Raw genomic sequence first — 18,858 nt, forward strand, 5'->3', positions numbered from 1 at the left:
TCCTGTCGAGCCCCGCCGCATGGCCACCCCTCCTGATAACCGTATCATCCTGGCGATCGGTGCCGGTCTGGCCGTGATCATGGCCATTGTGCTGGCGCTGATCTTCACGCGCGGCGGGGGTGACGAGGCGCCGGAAGGTCCCCGGGGCAACCTTCAGGTCGATGTGGCCGAGCCGCAATCGCTGCAACCCACGCGTGAGCTGCGCTGCTTTGTCGAGGGACAGTTCGTGGGCATGCTGACGCTGGACCAGTGCGCCCAGCGGAATGGTCTGGCGACCGAGGCCCTGGACGTGGGTCTGGACGAAACGGGCGCGCTGGTCGCGGCCCCGACTGCGTCGCTGGCGCCGCCGCCGACCCTGCCCCCTATCGAGGTCGAGGACGTTCCCCCGATCGTGGAGACGCCGGTCGAACGCGCCGAGGTCCCGTCCGGCCCGGTCGCGGCCTGTCTGCGCCACACGGGATCGGACTGGCGCTCGCTGTCCAGTTCCCTGGGTCGGGAGGCCTGTGTCCAGCTTCTGTATTCCGGCACCTGCGTGCGGCCCGGCGAGGCGCGCTACGGGCGGTGGGGTGACCTGACCCTGCGGCTTGTGCCCGGACGGGTGGAGCAGTCTTCGGACAACTCGAACTTCCGCACCTTGGCCGAGCAGGATCGCCGCACCTGCACCTTCCCGGAGATGGGCGGATGAGAGCAGTCCTTGCGGCGATGACCCTGGGCGCGGCGACGGTCGGTCTGGTGGCCTGCACCAATCAGTTTGAGGCGCCGTATGACCCGGGGGTCTGCTACTATGTCGTGCCCGGCGAGACCGAGGGCGAGGATCCCAAGCTGAATGTCGTGGCGCGCGACCAGCCGCAGATTGAACTGTGCGCCGCGCGTCTCGAGGAGATGCGTGTCCGGTTCCTGCGCATGGGCGGCTCGAACCGCGAGATCATCGGGGCCTATCAGGGGCAGTTCATCTTCATCGACCGCCAGGGCGTCAAATTCGGCAAGACCCTGACCGGGGCGCGCTTCTTCGCCCTGGCGCGGACCGGCGACGGGCGGCTGGCCGTTCCGGGCGCCATTGTGCGCGATGAGGAAGGTCGACCCGTGGCGGTGGCCGAAAATCCGCCGACGGCGCCCGCGCAATAATCCCGCGTGGCTTGACGCCGGACACCCGTTGGTCGAGAACATTAACAGAACAAATGGCCCGCAAGAGGGTCTGAGAAACGGAGTTGGAAGATGGCGGGCAGCGTCAACAAGGTCATTCTGATCGGCAATCTGGGCAAGGATCCCGAGATCCGCACCCTCAACAGCGGCGACCGGGTCTGCAATCTGCGGATCGCGACGTCCGAGTCCTGGCGCGACAAGACCTCCGGCGAGCGCAAGGAGAAGACCGAATGGCACCAGGTGGTCATCTTCAACGAGAACATCGTCAAGGTCTGCGAGAACTACCTGAAGAAGGGCTCGACCGTGTACATCGAGGGCTCGCTGTCGACGCGGAAGTATGAGCAGAACGGCGTCGAGAAATACACGACCGAGGTCGTGATCCAGCGCTTCAACGGCAATCTGACCATGCTGGGCGGTCGCGGTGACGGCGGCGGGTCGGGTGGGGGCGGCGGGGGCCGCGGGTCGGACGATGACTATGGCTCGGGCTTCTCCTCGGGTGGTCAGTCGCGGCCGTCGGGTCCGAAGGAGAACTACGACCTCAACGACGACATCCCCTTCTAGGTCACAGGCCCTGAAACCGTCCGTCACCGCTGTTGACGGGCGGACGGGGCGGAACTGTGCCAAGAGCGGCGCGTGACCCAGACCCGCCCCCTGATTCCCCACAATCTGAGCCTGCTGGAGATCGCGGCCATCGTCGCCGTGATCGTCATCTGGGGCGTGAACAACGCCGCCGCCAAGGTGGCGACCGACTCGCTGCCGCCGCTGATGACCGGCTCGGTGCGGTTCGCCCTGACGGCCCTGTGCCTGACCGCCTTCATCCGCCCGCCGTTCCCGAACTGGAAGAGCCTGCTGGTGATCGTGGGCGTGGGCGGGCCGCTGCACTACGGGCTGATCTATGTGGCCTTCTGGCTGGCGGATGACGTCAGCCCGGTGTCGGTGGCGGCACAGCTGTGGATCCCGTTCACCGCCCTGTTCGCCTTCCTGTTGCTGGGCGAGCGGCTGAAGCGGCCGGCGCTTGCGGGGCTGGCGGTGGCCTTCGTCGGCGTGGTGTGGATGTCGGCCGACCCGCATGTGCTGCAGGACTGGGACGCTATCCTGGTCGGCATCGGCGCCGCCTCGGCGTGGGCCCTAACCACGGTGATCGCCCGGCGCACCACCTCGATCCCGCCGCTCAAGATGCAGGGCCTGCTGGCCATGGTGACCATGCCGGTGCTGGGCCTGGCCTCGCTGGCCTTTGAGCGGGACCAGATCGCCGCCGCGATGAGCGCCCCGCCGATCGCCTGGGCCGCCGTGCTGTGGGGCGGTCTGGCCTCGTCCGTCGTGGCCACCACGCTCGTCTTTTGGCTGGTCCAGCGGCGCGAGGCGGGGCGGGTGACGCCCTATCTGCTGGCGACGCCGGTGGTGTCGATCCTGATCGGCTGGGGCCTGATGGGCGATGTGCTGACCCCGCAGATCCTGATCGGCGCGGCCCTGACCATGGGCGGGGTGGCGGTCGTGGCGCTGGCCGAGCGCGGCCTGCGCGCCGGAGCTGCCAAGGCCTGAACCGTCAGGCCGGAACCACGCCCGGCCGGCCCGCTTCGACGGCGAAGGTGGCCCGGGTCGACAGCGTGCCCGACCGGTCCGAGACCTTGTCCAGCACCTTGAACTCGGTCTGCCAGCGCTCGGCCGTCACGTCGCAGACGGCATAGCCCCGCTGGGCGTTGTTGAACTTGAGGAAGGGGTTGTCCTCCAGATAGCGGCCGCCGTCGGCGCGCTGGTCGGTCCCGTCGCCCGAGGAGCTGATCGAGGTGGTGACGAACTCGCTGGCCACGGGCGCCCCGGACGGATCGCGGCCGTCGATGTGCAGGTCGCCGGCATAGTTCTGATGCTCGTCGCCGGTCAGGACCACGAGGTTGTCGATGCGCCGGTCGCGCACCCGCTCCAGCAGGCGCCGGCGCGGAATGGCATAGCCCGCCCAGGTGTCGAGGTTGTAGCCGAGCTCGGGCCCTTCCTTGCGGTCCAGATCCATGACCATGATCTGCTGGGCCAGCACCTTCCAGCGGGCCTGTGAACGGTCGAGGTTGCGGTACAGCCATTGCTCCTGGGCCTCTCCCAGCACCTGGGCCTGGCGGTCGGAAACCCCCGCGCAGGTGGTGGCCCAGCGGTCGTCGCAGGGCTGGTCCGAGCGGTACTGGCGGGTGTCGAGCAGGTTCAGGTCGAGCAGATTGCCCCAGCCGGCCTGGCGGTAAAGCTGCAGCGCCGAGCCTTTCGGGAAGGCTGAGCGGCGGACGGGCATATTCTCGTACCAGGCCTGCATGGCGGCCTGCTGGCGCAGCATGAAGACCTCGGGCGGGGTGCCGTCCTGGTCGATGGCCGCGACCCAGTTGTTGTCGATCTCGTGGTCGTCCCAGGTGCAGAACCAGGCGGTCGAGGCGTGGCTGGCCTGCAGGTCGGCGTCCATCTTGTACTGGGCGTAGCGGCGGCGGTAGTCGTCGAGGCTGTAGACCTCGCCGCCCAGATGCTGGCGGGGGTTCTCGAAGGTGCCGCCCGAGCCGTTGTAGAGGCGGCTGGCCCGGCCCTCATAGATGTAGTCGCCGTAGCAGTAGATGAAGTCGAACCGCTCGTCGGCGGCCTTGCGGTGGGCGGTATAGAAGCCCTGCTCATAGGCCTGACAGCCCAGCACGCCGAAACGGGCGCGGTCGACGGCGGCGCCCGCTGCGGGCGCGGTCACGGCGCGGCCGATGGCGCTGCGCTCACGCCCGGCGACGAAGCGGTAGAAATAGCGGCGGCCGGGCTCCAGACCCTCGACCTCGACATGGACCGCGTGGCCCAGTTCGGGGTGGGCGAGGGCCTCGCCCGAGCGGACCGGGCTGGAAAAGCCGGTGTCGGTGGCGACCTCCCACTTCACCGGCACGGCGGCCGAGGGCATGCCGTGTCCGATCTCGAGCGGATCGGGCGCCAGCCGCGTCCAGATGACGAAGCCGTCGGGCAGCGGATCGCCCGAGGCCACGCCCAGCTGGAACGGATAGTCGATGAAGACGGGGTCGGCGACGACCGCCCGCGCCCCCGACAGCGCCACGCCTCCCATGCCGAGGGACAGCATCATCTGACGACGGGACAGCGAGGGCAGGCGCATGAGAAGGGCTCCGGAAGGGCAGGGCGGTCAGGCTAGAGCCCGATTGTGACGGCTGATGCGGGGCAAGGGGAGGGGCAAGGCGGGAATTCAGACGGTCGGATATGGGGAAAAGACCGTCTGAACCGTCTGAATGGTCTGGAATGAGTCCTCCCCCGAGGGGGAGGAATACACACCGTCTGAATAGTCTGAATGGTCTCAATCTCCTGCGGCGTGGCTTCGGCAACCGGACAGTATGGACGCGGCGGGGACCGGGGCGGGCAAAACGGTGCGGAACACGCAGGGGGCGTTGAAGGGGCTGGGGAAATGGGGTGTGGGTGTCGCAATTGCTGTCTCCTCCCTATCGAAGATGGGGAGGTGGCGCGGCGGCAAAGCCGACGTGACGGAGGGGCTCTTGAGGGCGAGTGCGCAGTGAAGAACCCCTCCACCGCTCCGCGGTCCCCCTCCCCATAAAATGGGGAGGAGACGGGTCGAGCGCGTTACTGCCCCGCCTGCCATTCGCGGAGCTCGGCGAGCTTGGTGGTGTGGGTGTCGAGGGTGGCTTGAGCGATGCGGCGGAGGTCCGGGTCCTGCGACTGGTCCAACACCTGGCGGGCGGTGGCAATGGCCGCTTCGTGGTCGGCGATCAGGGCCGAGGCGAGGGCCGGTTCGGCAGAGGGCGCGACGGGGGCCGGGGCCGGGGCCTGGCGCTGCTGCTCCTCGGTGGTCTTGAGGGCCGCCGCGTGTCGTTCGGCTGAGGCGTCGCGCAGGGCCTGCTGGACCGGGTCGCCGCCGCCGTCGCAGGCGGCGAGGGCAAGGGCAAGGACCGAAACGGCGACCATCCGGGACATCACGGGGCGGCGGCGACAGGGGGACACGCTCATTCGCTATCCTCTCCGAATATGACCAATGAAACCGGACCAGTGGTGCCCTCCGCGTGTTCGGGCAGTAGATCGCCCAGTGCCGCGTAGAAGGCGGAGAACTCCGGATAGTCGAGCTCGGGACGCATCTGCACACAGACGTCAACTTCGCCCTCGCGGCCCCAGGCGTGCTCGGTGACCGAAACTACCCGCGGATCGGACCCCAGAAAATCGGCAACGCGACTGCGGGTCTGCTGGTCGATGCCACAGCATTTGCTGGCGAAGCGAACCACGAGCGTGCATCGGCCATGGCTATCAAGCGCATTCATGGGAGCGGAGCTGCAGGCCGCCAGCAGCATTGCCAGGGCCAGTATCCGCATCGGACTATCCTTGGATCCAGTTGGGCATCCAGCCTTCGTGCATTTCACGCAGGTGGTCGAGCGGAATGCGGAACAGGTCGCCGGACATGAAGTCGCGGCCTTTGGCGCGGCCGACGACCGAGGCGTGCAGGCCGGCGGCCTGGGCGTCGGCGATCAGGGTCGAGGGATCGGCGACGGCGACCAGATAGCGGGCCTGATCCTCGGCAAACAGCAGGACATGGGCGTGTTCGGGCGAGGTGGCATCCAGCTCGATGCCGCAGTCGGAGGCCAGGGCGATGTCGGCGGCCGCGCCGATCAGGCCACCATCGCTGAGGTCGTGGACGCAGGTCAGGGCCCCGGCCTCGATCCGCTCGCGCACGAAGTCGCCGGTCTTCTTCTCCAGTGCCAGATCGACGGGCGGCGGGGCGCCGTCCTCGCGGCCCAGCACTTCGCGGAGATAGAGGGAGGCGCCCAGCTCGCCACGGGTCTCGCCGATCAGGACCAGGGTCTCGCCCTCGGTCATGCCGCCAAAGCCGACGGTGACGTCGTAGTTGGGCAGCAGGCCGACCGCGCCGACGGTCGGGGTCGGCGGAATGGCGACGCCATTGGTCTCGTTATAGAGGCTGACATTGCCGCTCACGACCGGGAAGTCGAGCACGCGGCAGGCCTCGGCCATGCCGTCGATGGCGCGCACGATCTGGCCCATGATCTCGGGCCGCTGCGGATTGCCGAAATTGAGGTTGTCGGTGATGGCGATGGGGCGCGAGCCCACGGCGGTCAGGTTGCGCCAGGCCTCGGCCACGCACTGCTTGCCGCCCTCATAGGGGTCGTTCTGGACATAGCGGGGGGTGCAGTCGCTGGTCACCGCCAGCCCCTTGTCCGTGCCGTGCACGCGGACCACGCCGGCGTCGGCGCCGGTGGCCGAGTCGTGCAGGGTGTCGGCCATGACGTGGCGGTCGTACTGCTCCCACAGCCAGCGCTTGGACGCCATGTCGGGGCAGCAGACCACATTCAGCACGGCGTCGGGCCAGCTGTCGGGCGCGGGCACATCCTTGGGATCGATCCGGGGGTGCAGTTCGGGCTGGACCCAGGGCCGGTCATAGAGGGGGGCGTCGTCGAACAGGGGCGCCAGCGGCACATCGCAGACGACCTTGCCGTGATGGTTCAGAACCAGACGGCCGGTGTCGGTCGTGCGGCCGATGACGGCGGCATCCAGGCCCCACTTCTTGAAGATGCGATAGCCGTCTTCCTCGCGGCCCGGCTTGAGCACGGCCAGCATGCGTTCCTGGCTTTCGGACAGCATCATCTCATAGGCGGTCATGCCCGTTTCGCGCTGGGGCACGGCGTCCATGTCCAGCTCGATGCCGACGCCCCCCTTGCCGGCCATCTCGACCGAGGAGGAGGTCAGGCCGGCCGCGCCCATGTCCTGGATGGCGGCGACCGCGCCCGAGGCCATCAGCTCGAGCGTCGCCTCGATCAGCAGTTTTTCGGCAAAGGGGTCGCCGACCTGGACGGTGGGGCGCTTCGATTCCGACTCGTCGTCGAACTCGGCCGAGGACATGGTGGCGCCATGGATGCCGTCGCGACCGGTCTTTGAGCCGAAATAGACGACCGACAGGCCGGGTCCGGGGGCGGCGGAGTAGAAGATGCTGTCGGCCTTCGCCAGGCCCACGCACATGGCGTTGACCAGGATGTTGCCGTTGTAGCCCCGGTGGAAATTGGTCTCGCCGGCCACGGTCGGCACGCCGACGCAGTTGCCATAGCCGCCGATACCCGAGACGACGCCCGACACCAGACGGCGGGTCTTTTCATGCTCCGGGTCGCCGAAGCGCAGGGCGTTCAGCAGGGCCACGGGCCGGGCGCCCATGGTGAAGACGTCGCGCATGATGCCGCCCACGCCCGTCGCCGCGCCCTGATAGGGCTCGATGAAGCTGGGGTGGTTATGGCTCTCCATCTTGAAGATGCAGGCGTCGCCGTCGTCGATGTCGATGACGCCCGCGTTCTCGCCCGGGCCGCAGATGACCCGCGGGCCCTTGGTCGGGAATTTGCCGAGGTGGATCTTCGACGACTTGTACGAGCAGTGCTCGGACCACATGACCGAGAAGACGCCCAGTTCGACGTCATTGGGCTCTCGTCCCAGACGGTCGAGGACGACCTGATACTCGGCGGGGGACAGGCCGTATTCGGCGGCCAGTTCGGCCATGGATTTCGGTGCGCTCATGGCTGGCGCTTCTAGCGAGGTTCGCTGCCGGAGTCAGCCTTGCGGATCGGTCGGCTGCGTATTTCTGACGGGCTGGAGGCGGAAGCTGAGGATGATGGCCCCCACCAGCACGGCGACGGCTGCGGTCAGGGCCACATAGGCCAGCAGGGCATTGCGCGGTTGCTCGGCCACGAACACGGCCAGCAGGCCCCAGGCGATGGGCAGGGCGTAGGCGATCTGGCGCAGGCGGGCGGTGACGACCAGCCCCGCCAGAGCCACCAGTCCGACCGCCAGAATGGCCCAGGAGGTCGGCGGCAGGATGTCGGGCAGGGCGTCGTTGCCTGTGACCACGGTCAGCAGATTGACCGGGGCGGCAATCGTCAGCCAGCCGGCCAGCAGCATCAGCGGCCAGGCGGTCAGCCACAGTTCGGCATCCTTGCGCCCGAGCGCGCGGATCTGGCGCGCCTTGAGCAGCAGGGGGATCAGGATCACCAGCAGGGAGCCGAAGATCAGGATAATGGTGGTGATCTCGGCATCCAGGGCGGCGGCCACGACCCACCAGCCGATGCCCAGCAGCGCGCCGACCGCGGGCCAGCCCAGCGCCTCGGTCAACGGGCGGTCGCGCCCCTGCGGCAGCAGCTGGAACACCGCATGGGCGAACAGGCCCAGATAGATGAGACCCCAGATGGCGAAGGCGTAGCTGGCGACCTTCAGCGTCTCGTCGCTGTCGGCCGAGAACTCGGCCGGGCTCTGGCCCCAGCCGATGGCCGTCTGGGAATAGCCGATGGCGATGGCGAAGATCACCGCCGAAAGCAGGATCAGGCGGCGGATGAGTGCGGTCGAGAGGGCGTCGGGCGTTTGCATGACGGCATTACGCACCGGAATGGCAAAGGTTCAATGACGAGGGGTCCGTCCCGGGCCCGGGGCGGCGTCGGGTGCGAGCAAAAGGGCGACCAACTCGCCCTGTCGATGGGTGCCGGTCTTGGCGTAGATCGCCTGCATCTGGGACCGGACCGTCGCGCGGCTGACGCCCCGGTCGGCGGCGATGCCAGTGAGGGAAAGTCCATTGACCAGGCCGGCGGCGATGGCGCTTTCGGCGCCGGTCAGCCCATACCGCGTCTGCATCATCTGCAGGGGATCCGCCGCGGCCCGGGTGGGCAGGGCGATGACGAGAACCGCAGGCCCCTGACCGAGTGCGCTCCGTTCCAGAGGGAGCGACTGGACATCGAACTCGCGCGCGGCCCGACCGTCGATCGCGCGCAGGCAGATTGGAGGTGCCGGTGAAGGCAAGCCCTGCTTCGCGGCGGAAAGCGCCGTGGCCAGGCGATGATCGAGCACGGGCTGGTCGATCTTGCAGGCGGCCTTGAGGCGTCCGTACCGGGCGGTCAGCAGGGACCCGTCCGCGATCAGGGCCTGCCCGGCCGCAGACAGGCCGACAATCCGTCCCTCGCCATCCAGAAGAAAGGCTGCGGCCTTCACGGTTTCGAACGCCTGCAGGGTTGCCGCCATCCGTGCCTCGGCGAGGACGGCCGCCAGCCGGACCGCCGTCTGAAGGGACGGAACAAGCTCGGCCATCGCCCGGAAGGCCGCGGCGTCGAACGGGCCCTGCTTGCGGCTGCGGGTGACCGAGGCGCGGACCAGCCTCCCGTCGCGGCGGCCCAGAACGGTCTGACAGTTGAACGGAAAGTCGTTCGGCTCGAACATTTCGGCGTAGATCGGATGCCGGGCGCGGGTTTCGGCATCGACATAGTCCTGATCGGCAATCAGGGCGCCTGTCGCCGCGCGCCGCCCGATCCGGACGCGGGGATTGACCACGGGATTGGCCAGCCCGAAGGCCTCGATGTCCCCGATGAAGGTTTCCGGCGCATTGGTCAGCCGGTGGACGGCGATCTCGCCGTCCGCATTCAGGGCGATGAGTTGTCCGGAGCGGCCCCCGCAGGCATCAGCGACCGCCTGCAAGGCCCGATCCCAGTCGCAGTCTCCGAGTGCGGCCTCCAGAAGGAGCGCCCCGGCCACCACCGTCGGACGTACTGGATCGGACACGCGCGCAGGCCTCCTTCAAGTCTCATATACCGCTGGTTGGGCAGGGCGGCCACTCCCGTCATGCATTTGGATGATGCGCAGCCGGGCTCCCGGTGCTGCTGTAGCGACAGTCAACACGATGGGGAAAAGCTCATGAGACCGTCGACACTCCTCATGACGAGCTTTGGCGCGATGCTCACGCTGGCCACGCCGGTGCTGGCCCAAGAGACCCAATGGTTCGAGATCAGAACCGCCAATGACTGCCTGTTCTACCGCGACTACCTGGTGCCGGGGCAGACGTTCGCATGGAGTGGTTCCTGTGCTCCGGGCGCACCGATTTCCGGCGCTGGCGTTCTGGAAAGCCGAACTGCGCCGGATGCTGACGGGTTCTTCATTCTGGAACGAGAGCGTGGAACCATGCAGGGGGGATATTGGCACGGACCCGTGTCGATCAGCCGTTTTGAGTCCTTGGGAGGCGAGTCCTGGCCAGCGGGCGAACGTCAGTCGCAATACAATATGGGATGTCCGGTCACGATGCAGGCCTGCACTCCCGGCGTGGTCATGGCCGCGGCGGATGCAGAAGAGATAGCGTCCGACAACGGCCCCGTGCCGAACCGGCTCACCAATGATTCCGAGCCCGGTCCCGATGGAATTGAATCCGCGAATCCGCCGGAGTCTGGCATGCCGGTGGCCTTCCTGCACCCGCACACGGGACGGCCGTGTGTGACCCTGACCAGGGTCGAGGCGCGCAACGAAAGCAATGAGCGCCGGCACCGGGTCGTGCATGTCCTGCACTTCCAGAACATCTGCGACGCGACCTTTTCCATCTCCGCACGCCGCATCGCGCTGGGTGAGCAGACGAACGACCCCGATGGCATCAGCGGCAATGGAATAGACCCGGCGCCGTCGGAAGCGACGGTCGTTCGAATCACCTGCATCGAGGAGGGCGAGCGCAATGCGTGCCTCGGCTTTTCCGAATGGTGGGTCCGGGGAGGCGGACAGAGAACCGACGCCTTTCCGGTTGGGTGATTTCGCAACTCAGCGAATCCATGAGCGGAGCATGAAATGCCCAGAATAATTCTCGCAGCAGCCGTCGCGACAGGGGTCTTGGTCTGCGTCGATCCTGCCATGGCCCAGACCGGTCGCTGGAACGACATCACCACGACTTCGGGGTGTGGGGTTTCCGAGTTCCGCAACTCGGCTGCACCGCCCGTGGCGATCTGGAGCGGAGCCTGCCAGGGAGGGCGGGCGCAGGGCCGGGGCACCCTGGAACAGCGATCAGCGACCGAAAGCGACGGTTCCTATGGCGCCAGCCGCTCCACCGGAGAGATGGTCGACGGCTATTTCAACGGGCCCGTTGAGTACGAGGACTATTGGGCGGCGGGAGGTCGACGGCCTTCTGGCGTGGCCCGCCGGACGCATCGCTACACGATGGGGTGTGAGGCGGGCTGGGGCGATGACTGCACGCCCCGCCGGCGCGAGACAACGGCCAGCGTGGACGCTGGAACCGGCCCTTCCCCGTACGGCGGGACAGCCAACCGTGTCGGATCGTCGAATCCGCCGGGGTTTGGTCAGGCCTCGGGTGCGTCTGAAATCGACACCAGTAGCCACAACCAGTGCGTCCAGCCTGTCTATCCGCAGGGAGGGGCGGCACCCTACTTCACGAACAGCTGCGGTTATGGGGTCCGCATCGCCTACTGCGTTCTCCATCCGACGCCGGGGAACAGCAGCCGGGTGAATGACTGCCAGACACGCAGGCCTGCCGTGGATCTGATCGGTGCAGGCCAGCGCCAGGTCGCGCTCATTTCGGGGGACATGGTCTATTGGGTGGCGTGTCGCGCACCGGCCTTGCCGCAGGATTTGCGCTTCCAGCTGGGGGTCGGTCTGAGCGCCCGATGCGGATGACGCCCGGGAGGCGATGATCCGTCGGGGGGAGACGAGCCCTCAGGCCGCGTCCAGAACGCTGCGGAACAGGGTGGCGCCGTCGGCGGAGCCCAGTTCGGCCTCGAAGGCGCGGTCGGGGTGGGGCATCATGCCCAGCACATTGCCGCGGGCGTTCTGGATGCCCGCGATCGAATTCACAGAGCCGTTCGGGTTGTCGACATAGCGGAAGACGACCTGGCCCTCGCCCTCGATGCGCGCCAGGGTCTCGGCGTCGGCGAAGAAGTTTCCGTCGCCATTGCCCTGGGTCATGATGACCTCGGACTGGTCCTGATAGCCGGCCGTGAAGCGGGTTTTGGGGTTGGCGATCTCGAGCGAGATCGGCTTGCAGACGTATTTCAGCCCGGCGTTCTTCAACAGGGCGCCGGGCAGCATGCCGGCCTCGCACAGAATCTGGAAGCCGTTGCAGATGCCGACCACGGCCACGCCGTCGTCGGCGGCCTTCTTCACCGCCTGCATGATCGGGGACTGGGCCGCCATGGCCCCGCAGCGCAGATAGTCGCCGTAGGAGAATCCGCCGGGCAGGACGATCAGGTCGAGGCCTTCGGGCAGGGTGGTGTCCTGATGCCAGACCATGTCGACGTGCGCGCCGGTCGATCGCTCGACGGCGACCTTGCAGTCACGATCACAGTTGGACCCGGGGAAGACGATGACGGCTGCGCTCATGGCGCGGGCCTCTAGCAGGGTTCGCGGGGTTTGTCAGGACGCTGGCGACGCATCGCCGTAGTTGTAGCGATGCCGGATCAGAATGGCGCCGTCATCGTCCTGTTCCGCATAGGTGTACATCTCGACGTCCTGGTAGAAGGGGCTGCCCCGTGTCGTGTTCACCCAGGTCCTGGCGCGCACGATGAAATCCTCGGGGTTCGGGCCGGTTTTCTCGGCCCCGGTGGTCGTGCCACCTTCCCAGCCGCGGGTCATGGCGAGGGCTTCCTGACGCGTCACGCCGGGATCGTGCACCGCGCAGACCAGTCCGGATGTGTGATCGACCCCGGCGACGCCATAGACGTAGCGCGTGCCGGGTCCCAGCTCGCCGATCCAGGCGGTCGTGCGGCGGCCCAGATGGTCGAGGGCCACCCACTGCTCGCGGACGACCTCTGCGTCGCGGACGCCATGCGGGCGGCGGGGTTCGCCGTCGTCCGGGGTGGCGCCGAGCGCCTTCGCGGCCGTGTCGAACGCCTCCCAGGTGAACCCCTCGTTCGGGCACAGCAGGGCGAACTGGCTGGCAAAGTTGACCGCCGCCTTCGTGTTGGGATCGACCGGTTCAGGGGGCTCGCGCCCGCAGGCACCGAGGGCCAGCAGGGTCCCCACGATGAATACAGTTGTGCCCTTGTGGCGCGATCGCTCCATGTCGGTCCCCTTTTCCTGATGAAGGAAGCGTAGCAGCCGCCCATCGAAATTCCAGTGTACGGTATCTGACATTGGGTGTGTGGCAGGGCCGATGGATTGACCGCCGGGGCGGCGCGCGCATCATGGCGCCATGATCCGTACGATCGCCACTGCAGCGCTGGTTCTGGCCGGCGGCGCCTTTGTCCTCACCTGGCTGGAGGTGCAGAAGGCCACGCGCGTGATCGCGCCCGATGTCTACGTCGCCATCGTTGCGGCGCTGTTCGCCGTCGGCGGGATCTGGCTGGGGTGGAAGACTGCGACGCGTCGGCACGGGCCCGATTTCATCCGCAACGAGGCGGCCGTTCGATCACTGGGTCTGACCGGGCAGGAGATGCGGGTGCTGGCGGAGCTGGCGTCCGGACGTGCGAACAAGGACATCGCCCGCGCGCTCGGCCTGTCGCCCAATACGGTGAAGACTCATCTGGCCCATCTGTTCGCCAAGCTGGAGGCGGGCACGCGGACCGAGGCGGTGGGGCGGGCGCGCGACCTCAGCCTGATCCCCTGAGCGGGTGAAACGGTCGAATTCACCCGTTCGGGTGATAGGCGCCGGCCCGATCCCGGCGCAGGGTTGGGCTGACATCAGCGGGGAGGCCGTCATGGCGCGCATCATCTTCATCTACGGGCTGGTTGCCGGCCTGATCATCATCGCCGGGATCATCGGCACGGTCGCGCTTGCGGGCGACCAGCCGCATGGCAATGTCTGGCTGGGCTATCTGATCATGCTGCTGGGCATGTCGGCGGTGTTCATGGGGGTGAAGCGCTACCGCGACCATGAGCGCGGCGGAGTGATCCGCTTCCTGCCGGCGCTGGGCGTGGGTCTGGCGATCGCCCTGCTGGCCTCGCTGGCCTATGTGCTGGTCTGGGAGATCTATCTGGCGGCGACCGACTATGCCTTCATGGACCAGTACATCACCGCCACCCTGGAAGCGCGCCGCGCCGAGGGGCTGTCAGGGGAGGCCTATCGCCAGCTGGAGGCCAGCTATCGCGAGATGGCCGTGGCCTACCAGTCCCCCCTCTATCGCCTGCCGATGACTTTTGCGGAGATATTTCCGGTCGGACTGCTGGTGTCGATCGTCAGCGCCATCCTGCTGCGCAACAGCCGCTTCCTGCCGGCGCGGGCGCGGGCATGAACCTCAGCCAACGTTCTCGTAGGTCGCCGTGATCGACGCCTTGGCGAGCGTGTGGAAATGCAGGTTGAAGCCGTATTTGGCGCCGGAGTCCTCGGGCGTGACCTCCAGACGGTCCGTGTCGACGGCGAAGACGGTGAAGATATAGCGGTGCGGGCCGTGGCCGGGGGGCGGGGCAGCGCCACCATAGCCCGGCTCACCGAAATCGGTGCGGCCCTCGACCGCCCCGGAGGGCAGGGGACCGCCGGCGGCGATCTCGGTCACATCGGCGGGGATGTTGGCGACCGTCCAGTGCCAGAAGCCCGAGCCGGTCGGGGCATCGGGATCGAAGACGGTGATGGCGTAGGACTTTGTGCCCTCCGGCGCGCCGGACCACTTCAGATGCGGCGAGGTGTTGCCCTTCGCCTGGACCTGGGCGTCGGGCAGGATTCCGCCGTCGGTGATGTCCGTGGAGGTAAGGGTGAAGGTCATGGCGTTGCTCCTGTTCCTCTTGCGTCTGTCCCTGAGGAATGCGTGGCGCGCGCGGATGTTCTCGACCCGGGGTTCGCGACGGCTCAGATCAGCCGATTGACCCAGATGACGAGAAAGGCACCGACGCCCGCCCCCAGAAACGCGAGGGCGAGCCCGTTGACGGCCCGGACGTAGCGCGGCGCGGGCTGGAGGGCGTAGCGCGCCTTCACGATCGTGCTGATGCAGCTGATCGACAGAAAGCCGCTGATGGCCAGCGATGCGATGATCACCAGCAGGGTGGCCGGCGGAGGGGCCTCGTCAGCCGTCCCGGTAACGGTCAGCACGCCCCCGAGGACCAGCAGACACAAGGTCAGCAGATATTTGGACAGGTCATACAGCAGCAGATCGGGACTGTGCGCAGGATCGACCGGCGCAAGGGTCGGCGACGTCGCCTCGTCTTCGATGTGCATGACCCGACCTCCCTAATCGACCTCGATACGGTAGCTCTCGATGACCGTGTTGGCGAGCAGGGTGTCGCACATCTTCTTGACCTCGGCCTCGACGTCGTCACCGGCGTAGTCGAACTGGATCAGCTTGCCGACGCGGGCCTCGCTGACGCCGGTCCAGCCCAGACCATTGAGGGCGCCCTCGACGGCCTTGCCCTGCACGTCCAGCACGCCGGGTTTGAGGAAGATGTGAACCTTGACCTTGGCCATCAGTGCAGTCCCCCCTGAATCACGGTCGGCATATCCTTCATGATGCCGAGGCGGCGGGCCACCTCGGTATAGCTTTCGATGACATTTCCCAGGTCGCGGCGGAAGCGGTCCTTGTCCAGCTTTTCGCCGGTGGTGGAATCCCACAGGCGGCAGCTGTCGGGGCTGATCTCGTCCGCGAGGATGACGCGGCTGAAGTCGTTTTCCCAGACACGGCCGAACTCGATCTTGAAGTCGATCAAGGTGATGCCGACCGCGCCGAACATGCCCGACAGATAGTCGTTGACCCGCACGGTCATGGCCAGGATGTCGTCCAGCTCCTGGGTGGTGGCCCAGTTGAAGGCGGTGATGTGCTCTTCGGTGACCATGGGGTCGTTGAGCTCATCCTTCTTGTAGTAGAATTCGATGATCGAGCGGGGCAGGGGGGTGCCCTCCTCGATGCCGAGGCGCTGGCTCATCGAGCCGGCCACGACGTTGCGGCACACGACCTCGAGCGGGATGATCTCGACCTCGCGGATCAGCTGCTCGCGCAGGTTCAGCCGCTTGATGAAGTGGTTGGTCACGCCGATGCCGTTCAGGCGCGACATGACGAATTCGCTGATGCGGTTGTTGAGGACGCCCTTGCCCTCAAGCTGGGCCTTTTTCTCGCCGTTGAAGGCGGTGGCGTCGTCCTTGAAATACTGGATCAGGGTGCCGGGCTCGGGCCCCTCGTAGAGGATCTTGGCCTTGCCTTCATAGAGCTTCTTGCGCTTGGCGTTCATGTGCATTCCGAAGGCCGGATCACCGGCGGGACGAAGGAACTCGCGGGCTGGAATCGCCGTTCGGGCCGGGAATATCCGGGGCGAAAGACTGAGGGCAAGGCCAGGCCGTTGAGGGGGAAGGGATGGTGGCCCTCCTTAGCGGAAGCCGGGCCGGGTGACAAACCTTGGGCGGGTGCCAATCCTGCCTCCTGCGACAACGACTTTTGTTGCGTTCGGTCACGGGCGGGGTATAGACCGCCCTGCGCGCCAACACGGGGCCCGCGACAGGAGCATTTGACGCCCATGACCACCTTCGACGATCGGGAAAAAGGGTTCGAGTCCAAATACGCCCTCGATCAGGAGCAGGAGTTCAAGGTCATGGCCCGGCGCAACAAGCTGCTGGGTCTCTGGGCCGCTGAAAAGATGGGCCTGTCCGCCGAAAGCGCCGAACAGTATGCCGCCGCCGTGGTCCGCGCCGACTTCGAACAGCCGGGCGAGGAGGACGTGTTCCGCAAGATCGCCGGTGACTTCAAGGGCGCTGGCCTGACCGCCTCGGAAGGCGAGATCCGCAGCAAGATGGACGAACTGTCCTCCATCGCCCGCGACCAGGTCCGAAACGACGTCTGATCGTCGTCGCATTCCAGATTCAGATACGACAATGGCCGCGCCCGTGAGGACGCGGCCATTTCGTTTTGGGTGACTTCATGGATCACCCGGTTCGGTCCCGCGCGACGAAGGATGAGGCCGCGCGGGAACGAAGGTCGCTCGATCAGTTCGGCATGACCACGGTGTCGATGGCGTGGATGATGCCGTTCGAGGCGGCGACGTCGGCCATCACCACTTTCGAGGTGTTGCCGGCTTCGTCCGTCAGGGTGACGGTGCCGTCAACGACGGTGGCGGTCAGGGTGCCGCCCTGCACGGTCGTCAGGGTAGCCGAACCGCCGCCCGCGTCGATCTGCTGGGTCAGGGCCGCAGCATCCACCCGGCCCGGAACCACGTGATAGGTCAGGATGCCGGTAAGGGCGTCACGCTGGTCGGGCTGCATCAGGCCGTTACGCGTCTCGGCCGGGATTTTCTCGAAGGCGGCGTTGGTCGGGGCGAAGACGGTGAAGGGGCCTGCACCGTTCAGGGTATCCACCAGCTCGGCCGACTGGACGGCGCTGACCAGGGTCGAGAAGTCGGGGTTCCCTGGGCGACGGCGACAACGGTGCCGTCAGCAGCAGGGGCCATGGTGTCGGTCGCGGCCGGTTCCATGGCGTCGGTGGCGGGGGCTTCCGGCTCGCTGTTGCAGGCGGCCAGGCCGAGGATGGCGACGGCCGATACGGCAGTCATGACGCGGATGCGGGTAAATTTCATTTTTGCTTCTCCTGAGACGAACCGCACAGGGCGGCAGTCAGGGAGATACTGTTGAGACCCGAAAAGGATGCGTCGGTCAGAAATGGGGTGACCGGATCACATGTCCGCGACCGGCCTTAGCTGTTCCCGAAAACACGTGCGAAAACAGTGTCCACGTGCTTGGTGTGGTAGCCGATGTCGAACAGGGCCTCGAGCTCTGCCTGCGACAGGATGACCCGGTCGTCGGCCTTCAGGAAGTCGAGGAAGCGGCCCTCGCCGCGCCAGACCTTCATGGCGTTCTCCTGAACCGCGGCATAGGCGTCCTCGCGCGACACGCCGGCCTGGGTGAGGGCCAGCATGACCCGCTGCGAATGGACGAGGCCGCCCAGCAGGTTGAGGTTCTTTTCCATATTGGCCGGATAGACGTTCAGTCGCTCGACCACGCCGGCCAGCCGGTGCAGGGCAAAGTCGAGGTGGATGGTGGCGTCCGGGCCGATGCCGCGCTCGACCGAGGAATGGCTGATGTCGCGCTCGTGCCAGAGGGCGACGTTTTCCATGGCGGGGGTGACGGCCGAGCGGACCAGACGGGCCAGGCCGGTCAAGTTCTCGGTCAGGATCGGATTGCGCTTGTGCGGCATGGCCGACGAGCCCTTCTGCCCCTTGTCGAAGAATTCCTCGGCCTCGAGCACCTCGGTGCGCTGCAGGTGGCGGATCTCGACGGCCAGACGCTCGACGGAGGAGGCCACCACGCCCAGCGCGGCGAAGAAGGCCGCGTGACGGTCGCGCGGGATCACCTGGGTCGAGACCGGCTCGACGGACAGGCCCATCTTGTCGGCGACATAGGCTTCGACCGCCGGATCGACGTTGGCAAAGGTGCCGACCGCGCCCGAAATGGCGCAGGTGGCGATCTCTTCGCGCGCCGTGACCAGACGGCGGCGGGCGCGCTGGAACTCGGCATGATAGCCGGCCAGCTTGAGGCCGAAGGTCACCGGCTCGGCATGGATGCCGTGGCTGCGGCCGACGCAGGGCGTGAATTTGTGCTCCTTCGCCCGGGTTTCCAGCGCGGCGAGGACCCGGTCGACGCCCTCGATCAGCAGGTCCGAGGCCCGCGCCAGCTGGACCGAGAAACAGGTGTCCAGCACGTCGGACGAGGTCATGCCCTGGTGCAGGAAGCGGGCTTCCTCACCGACGATCTCGGCCACATGGGTCAGGAAGGCGATGACGTCATGCTTCGTCGTGCGCTCGATCTCGTCGATGCGGTCGGCATCGAAGGTCACGTCCTTGCCCTTGGCCCAGATGGCCTCGGCGGCGCTGGCCGGGATGGTGCCCAGCTCGGCCATCTTCGTGGCGGCATGGGCCTCGATCTCGAACCAGATCCGGTATTTGGTCTCTTGCGACCAGATGTCTGTGGCGGCGGGGCGGGAATAGCGCGTGATCATGGGCTGGCGTTTGGGTCGGCACGGCGGGTGAGTCAAGGTTGCGGCGAATCCG

At 67.1% G+C, this 18,858-nt stretch carries 24 protein-coding genes; 9 read left to right on the forward strand and 15 right to left on the reverse strand.

The window, feature by feature from the left end:
- Window positions 1-19 precede the first annotated feature (19 nt).
- The 4 genes from V7672_RS14370 (at window position 20) to V7672_RS14385 (ending at window position 2,685) form a co-directional block, all read left to right on the forward strand.
- Complete coding sequence (locus tag V7672_RS14370; protein ID WP_335625254.1) at window positions 20-685, forward strand: hypothetical protein; 666 nt, start codon at window positions 20-22, stop codon at window positions 683-685.
- Window positions 682-1,125: a hypothetical protein gene (locus V7672_RS14375; RefSeq protein ID WP_335625255.1), complete on the forward strand. Its 444-nt coding sequence runs from the start codon at window positions 682-684 to the stop codon at window positions 1,123-1,125. Before V7672_RS14370 ends, V7672_RS14375 begins: the two co-directional genes overlap by 4 nt.
- A 90-nt stretch (window positions 1,126-1,215) precedes the next feature.
- On the forward strand, window positions 1,216-1,704 hold the full coding sequence (ssb, locus tag V7672_RS14380) for a single-stranded DNA-binding protein (RefSeq protein ID WP_335625256.1): 489 nt from the start codon (window positions 1,216-1,218) through the stop codon (window positions 1,702-1,704).
- A 72-nt stretch (window positions 1,705-1,776) separates the two neighbouring features.
- On the forward strand, window positions 1,777-2,685 hold the full coding sequence (locus tag V7672_RS14385; protein ID WP_335625257.1) for a DMT family transporter: 909 nt from the start codon (window positions 1,777-1,779) through the stop codon (window positions 2,683-2,685).
- A 4-nt stretch (window positions 2,686-2,689) separates the two neighbouring features.
- Here V7672_RS14385 and V7672_RS14390 read toward each other — a convergent pair whose 3' ends face one another.
- From V7672_RS14390 to V7672_RS14415, 6 genes are all read right to left on the reverse strand, one after another.
- Window positions 2,690-4,258: an alkaline phosphatase D family protein gene (locus V7672_RS14390; RefSeq protein WP_335625258.1), complete on the reverse strand. Its 1,569-nt coding sequence runs from the start codon at window positions 4,256-4,258 to the stop codon at window positions 2,690-2,692.
- A 476-nt stretch (window positions 4,259-4,734) separates the two neighbouring features.
- Window positions 4,735-5,118 (reverse strand): DUF305 domain-containing protein, encoded by a 384-nt coding sequence (locus V7672_RS14395; RefSeq protein ID WP_335625259.1) that lies wholly within the window; start codon window positions 5,116-5,118, stop codon window positions 4,735-4,737.
- Window positions 5,115-5,474 carry a hypothetical protein gene (locus tag V7672_RS14400; protein WP_335625260.1) on the reverse strand — a complete coding sequence of 120 codons (360 nt, stop codon included), beginning with the start codon at window positions 5,472-5,474 and terminating at the stop codon, window positions 5,115-5,117. Before V7672_RS14400 ends, V7672_RS14395 begins: the two co-directional genes overlap by 4 nt.
- Window positions 5,475-5,478: 4 nt before the next feature.
- On the reverse strand, window positions 5,479-7,674 hold the full coding sequence (gene purL / locus V7672_RS14405; RefSeq protein ID WP_335625261.1) for a phosphoribosylformylglycinamidine synthase subunit PurL: 2,196 nt from the start codon (window positions 7,672-7,674) through the stop codon (window positions 5,479-5,481).
- Between the two features lie 33 nt (window positions 7,675-7,707).
- Window positions 7,708-8,517: a hypothetical protein gene (locus V7672_RS14410; RefSeq protein WP_335625262.1), complete on the reverse strand. Its 810-nt coding sequence runs from the start codon at window positions 8,515-8,517 to the stop codon at window positions 7,708-7,710.
- A gap of 30 nt (window positions 8,518-8,547) precedes the next feature.
- Window positions 8,548-9,696: a helix-turn-helix transcriptional regulator gene (locus V7672_RS14415; RefSeq protein WP_335625263.1), complete on the reverse strand. Its 1,149-nt coding sequence runs from the start codon at window positions 9,694-9,696 to the stop codon at window positions 8,548-8,550.
- Between the two features lie 132 nt (window positions 9,697-9,828).
- On the opposite strand from V7672_RS14415, the gene V7672_RS14420 reads away from it, so the two are divergent.
- Both V7672_RS14420 and V7672_RS14425 read left to right on the forward strand, forming a co-directional pair.
- On the forward strand, window positions 9,829-10,704 hold the full coding sequence (locus tag V7672_RS14420; protein WP_335625264.1) for a hypothetical protein: 876 nt from the start codon (window positions 9,829-9,831) through the stop codon (window positions 10,702-10,704).
- 99 nt (window positions 10,705-10,803) lie between these two features.
- The gene (locus tag V7672_RS14425) at window positions 10,804-11,580 is read left to right on the forward strand and encodes a hypothetical protein (protein WP_335625265.1); all 777 of its coding nucleotides are present in this window, start codon (window positions 10,804-10,806) and stop codon (window positions 11,578-11,580) included.
- A gap of 39 nt (window positions 11,581-11,619) precedes the next feature.
- On the opposite strand, the gene purQ is transcribed toward V7672_RS14425, so the two are convergent.
- Window positions 11,620-12,282, reverse strand: a complete 663-nt coding sequence (purQ, locus tag V7672_RS14430; protein WP_335625266.1) for a phosphoribosylformylglycinamidine synthase subunit PurQ — start codon at window positions 12,280-12,282, stop codon at window positions 11,620-11,622.
- A gap of 33 nt (window positions 12,283-12,315) precedes the next feature.
- Window positions 12,316-13,035, reverse strand: a complete 720-nt coding sequence (locus tag V7672_RS14435; RefSeq protein ID WP_335625267.1) for a hypothetical protein — start codon at window positions 13,033-13,035, stop codon at window positions 12,316-12,318.
- 58 nt (window positions 13,036-13,093) lie between these two features.
- Here V7672_RS14435 and V7672_RS14440 point away from each other — a divergent pair, with 58 nt between their 5' ends.
- Window positions 13,094-13,507 carry a helix-turn-helix transcriptional regulator gene (locus V7672_RS14440; RefSeq protein ID WP_335625268.1) on the forward strand — a complete coding sequence of 138 codons (414 nt, stop codon included), beginning with the start codon at window positions 13,094-13,096 and terminating at the stop codon, window positions 13,505-13,507.
- A gap of 91 nt (window positions 13,508-13,598) precedes the next feature.
- Window positions 13,599-14,132 carry a DUF4199 domain-containing protein gene (locus tag V7672_RS14445; RefSeq protein WP_335625269.1) on the forward strand — a complete coding sequence of 178 codons (534 nt, stop codon included), beginning with the start codon at window positions 13,599-13,601 and terminating at the stop codon, window positions 14,130-14,132.
- A 3-nt stretch (window positions 14,133-14,135) separates the two neighbouring features.
- Here the strand turns inward: V7672_RS14445 and V7672_RS14450 are convergent, their stop codons facing one another.
- The 4 genes from V7672_RS14450 to purC all read right to left on the reverse strand — a co-directional run bounded on the left by V7672_RS14450 (window position 14,136) and on the right by purC (window position 16,053).
- Complete coding sequence (locus V7672_RS14450; RefSeq protein ID WP_335625270.1) at window positions 14,136-14,600, reverse strand: YbhB/YbcL family Raf kinase inhibitor-like protein; 465 nt, start codon at window positions 14,598-14,600, stop codon at window positions 14,136-14,138.
- A gap of 83 nt (window positions 14,601-14,683) precedes the next feature.
- Window positions 14,684-15,049: a hypothetical protein gene (locus V7672_RS14455; RefSeq protein WP_335625271.1), complete on the reverse strand. Its 366-nt coding sequence runs from the start codon at window positions 15,047-15,049 to the stop codon at window positions 14,684-14,686.
- A 12-nt stretch (window positions 15,050-15,061) separates the two neighbouring features.
- Window positions 15,062-15,295, reverse strand: a complete 234-nt coding sequence (gene purS, locus V7672_RS14460; protein ID WP_335625272.1) for a phosphoribosylformylglycinamidine synthase subunit PurS — start codon at window positions 15,293-15,295, stop codon at window positions 15,062-15,064.
- Complete coding sequence (gene purC, locus V7672_RS14465; protein ID WP_305489884.1) at window positions 15,295-16,053, reverse strand: phosphoribosylaminoimidazolesuccinocarboxamide synthase; 759 nt, start codon at window positions 16,051-16,053, stop codon at window positions 15,295-15,297. Before purC ends, purS begins: the two co-directional genes overlap by 1 nt.
- Before the next feature lie 282 nt (window positions 16,054-16,335).
- On the opposite strand from purC, the gene V7672_RS14470 reads away from it, so the two are divergent.
- Window positions 16,336-16,659 carry a DUF1476 domain-containing protein gene (locus tag V7672_RS14470; RefSeq protein WP_335625273.1) on the forward strand — a complete coding sequence of 108 codons (324 nt, stop codon included), beginning with the start codon at window positions 16,336-16,338 and terminating at the stop codon, window positions 16,657-16,659.
- A 142-nt stretch (window positions 16,660-16,801) separates the two neighbouring features.
- Here the strand turns inward: V7672_RS14470 and V7672_RS14475 are convergent, their stop codons facing one another.
- The 3 genes from V7672_RS14475 to purB form a co-directional block, all read right to left on the reverse strand.
- Complete coding sequence (locus V7672_RS14475) at window positions 16,802-17,170, reverse strand: fasciclin domain-containing protein (protein ID WP_335625274.1); 369 nt, start codon at window positions 17,168-17,170, stop codon at window positions 16,802-16,804.
- Entirely contained in the window at window positions 17,158-17,388 is a 231-nt protein-coding gene (locus V7672_RS14480; RefSeq protein WP_335625275.1) for a hypothetical protein, read from the reverse strand. The genes V7672_RS14475 and V7672_RS14480 overlap by 13 nt, the downstream gene beginning before the upstream one ends.
- Before the next feature lie 116 nt (window positions 17,389-17,504).
- The gene (gene purB, locus V7672_RS14485) at window positions 17,505-18,806 is read right to left on the reverse strand and encodes an adenylosuccinate lyase (RefSeq protein ID WP_335625276.1); all 1,302 of its coding nucleotides are present in this window, start codon (window positions 18,804-18,806) and stop codon (window positions 17,505-17,507) included.
- Window positions 18,807-18,858 lie beyond the last annotated feature (52 nt).

The sequence above is a fragment of the Brevundimonas sp. genome (assembly GCF_036963785.1).
In the GTDB taxonomy this organism is placed as follows: domain Bacteria; phylum Pseudomonadota; class Alphaproteobacteria; order Caulobacterales; family Caulobacteraceae; genus Brevundimonas.

What these genes read in the sequence shown, in the direction of transcription:
- purL (WP_335625261.1), bottom strand. Translation starts at nt 7,674, where the DNA reads ATGAGCGCACCGAAATCCATGGCCGAACTGGCCGCCGAATACGGCCTG.
- V7672_RS14480 (WP_335625275.1), bottom strand. Translation starts at nt 17,388, where the DNA reads ATGAAATTTACCCGCATCCGCGTCATGACTGCCGTATCGGCCGTCGCC.
- V7672_RS14435 (WP_335625267.1), bottom strand. Translation starts at nt 13,035, where the DNA reads ATGTCAGATACCGTACACTGGAATTTCGATGGGCGGCTGCTACGCTTC.
- purB (WP_335625276.1), bottom strand. Translation starts at nt 18,806, where the DNA reads ATGATCACGCGCTATTCCCGCCCCGCCGCCACAGACATCTGGTCGCAA.
- purQ (WP_335625266.1), bottom strand. Translation starts at nt 12,282, where the DNA reads ATGAGCGCAGCCGTCATCGTCTTCCCCGGGTCCAACTGTGATCGTGAC.
- ssb (WP_335625256.1), top strand. Translation starts at nt 1,216, where the DNA reads ATGGCGGGCAGCGTCAACAAGGTCATTCTGATCGGCAATCTGGGCAAG.
- purS (WP_335625272.1), bottom strand. Translation starts at nt 15,295, where the DNA reads ATGGCCAAGGTCAAGGTTCACATCTTCCTCAAACCCGGCGTGCTGGAC.
- V7672_RS14400 (WP_335625260.1), bottom strand. Translation starts at nt 5,474, where the DNA reads ATGCGGATACTGGCCCTGGCAATGCTGCTGGCGGCCTGCAGCTCCGCT.
- V7672_RS14470 (WP_335625273.1), top strand. Translation starts at nt 16,336, where the DNA reads ATGACCACCTTCGACGATCGGGAAAAAGGGTTCGAGTCCAAATACGCC.
- V7672_RS14440 (WP_335625268.1), top strand. Translation starts at nt 13,094, where the DNA reads ATGATCCGTACGATCGCCACTGCAGCGCTGGTTCTGGCCGGCGGCGCC.
- V7672_RS14445 (WP_335625269.1), top strand. Translation starts at nt 13,599, where the DNA reads ATGGCGCGCATCATCTTCATCTACGGGCTGGTTGCCGGCCTGATCATC.
- V7672_RS14370 (WP_335625254.1), top strand. Translation starts at nt 20, where the DNA reads ATGGCCACCCCTCCTGATAACCGTATCATCCTGGCGATCGGTGCCGGT.
- V7672_RS14395 (WP_335625259.1), bottom strand. Translation starts at nt 5,118, where the DNA reads ATGAGCGTGTCCCCCTGTCGCCGCCGCCCCGTGATGTCCCGGATGGTC.
- V7672_RS14420 (WP_335625264.1), top strand. Translation starts at nt 9,829, where the DNA reads ATGAGACCGTCGACACTCCTCATGACGAGCTTTGGCGCGATGCTCACG.
- V7672_RS14410 (WP_335625262.1), bottom strand. Translation starts at nt 8,517, where the DNA reads ATGCAAACGCCCGACGCCCTCTCGACCGCACTCATCCGCCGCCTGATC.
- V7672_RS14450 (WP_335625270.1), bottom strand. Translation starts at nt 14,600, where the DNA reads ATGACCTTCACCCTTACCTCCACGGACATCACCGACGGCGGAATCCTG.
- V7672_RS14375 (WP_335625255.1), top strand. Translation starts at nt 682, where the DNA reads ATGAGAGCAGTCCTTGCGGCGATGACCCTGGGCGCGGCGACGGTCGGT.
- V7672_RS14455 (WP_335625271.1), bottom strand. Translation starts at nt 15,049, where the DNA reads ATGCACATCGAAGACGAGGCGACGTCGCCGACCCTTGCGCCGGTCGAT.
- V7672_RS14425 (WP_335625265.1), top strand. Translation starts at nt 10,804, where the DNA reads ATGGCCCAGACCGGTCGCTGGAACGACATCACCACGACTTCGGGGTGT.
- V7672_RS14390 (WP_335625258.1), bottom strand. Translation starts at nt 4,258, where the DNA reads ATGCGCCTGCCCTCGCTGTCCCGTCGTCAGATGATGCTGTCCCTCGGC.
- purC (WP_305489884.1), bottom strand. Translation starts at nt 16,053, where the DNA reads ATGAACGCCAAGCGCAAGAAGCTCTATGAAGGCAAGGCCAAGATCCTC.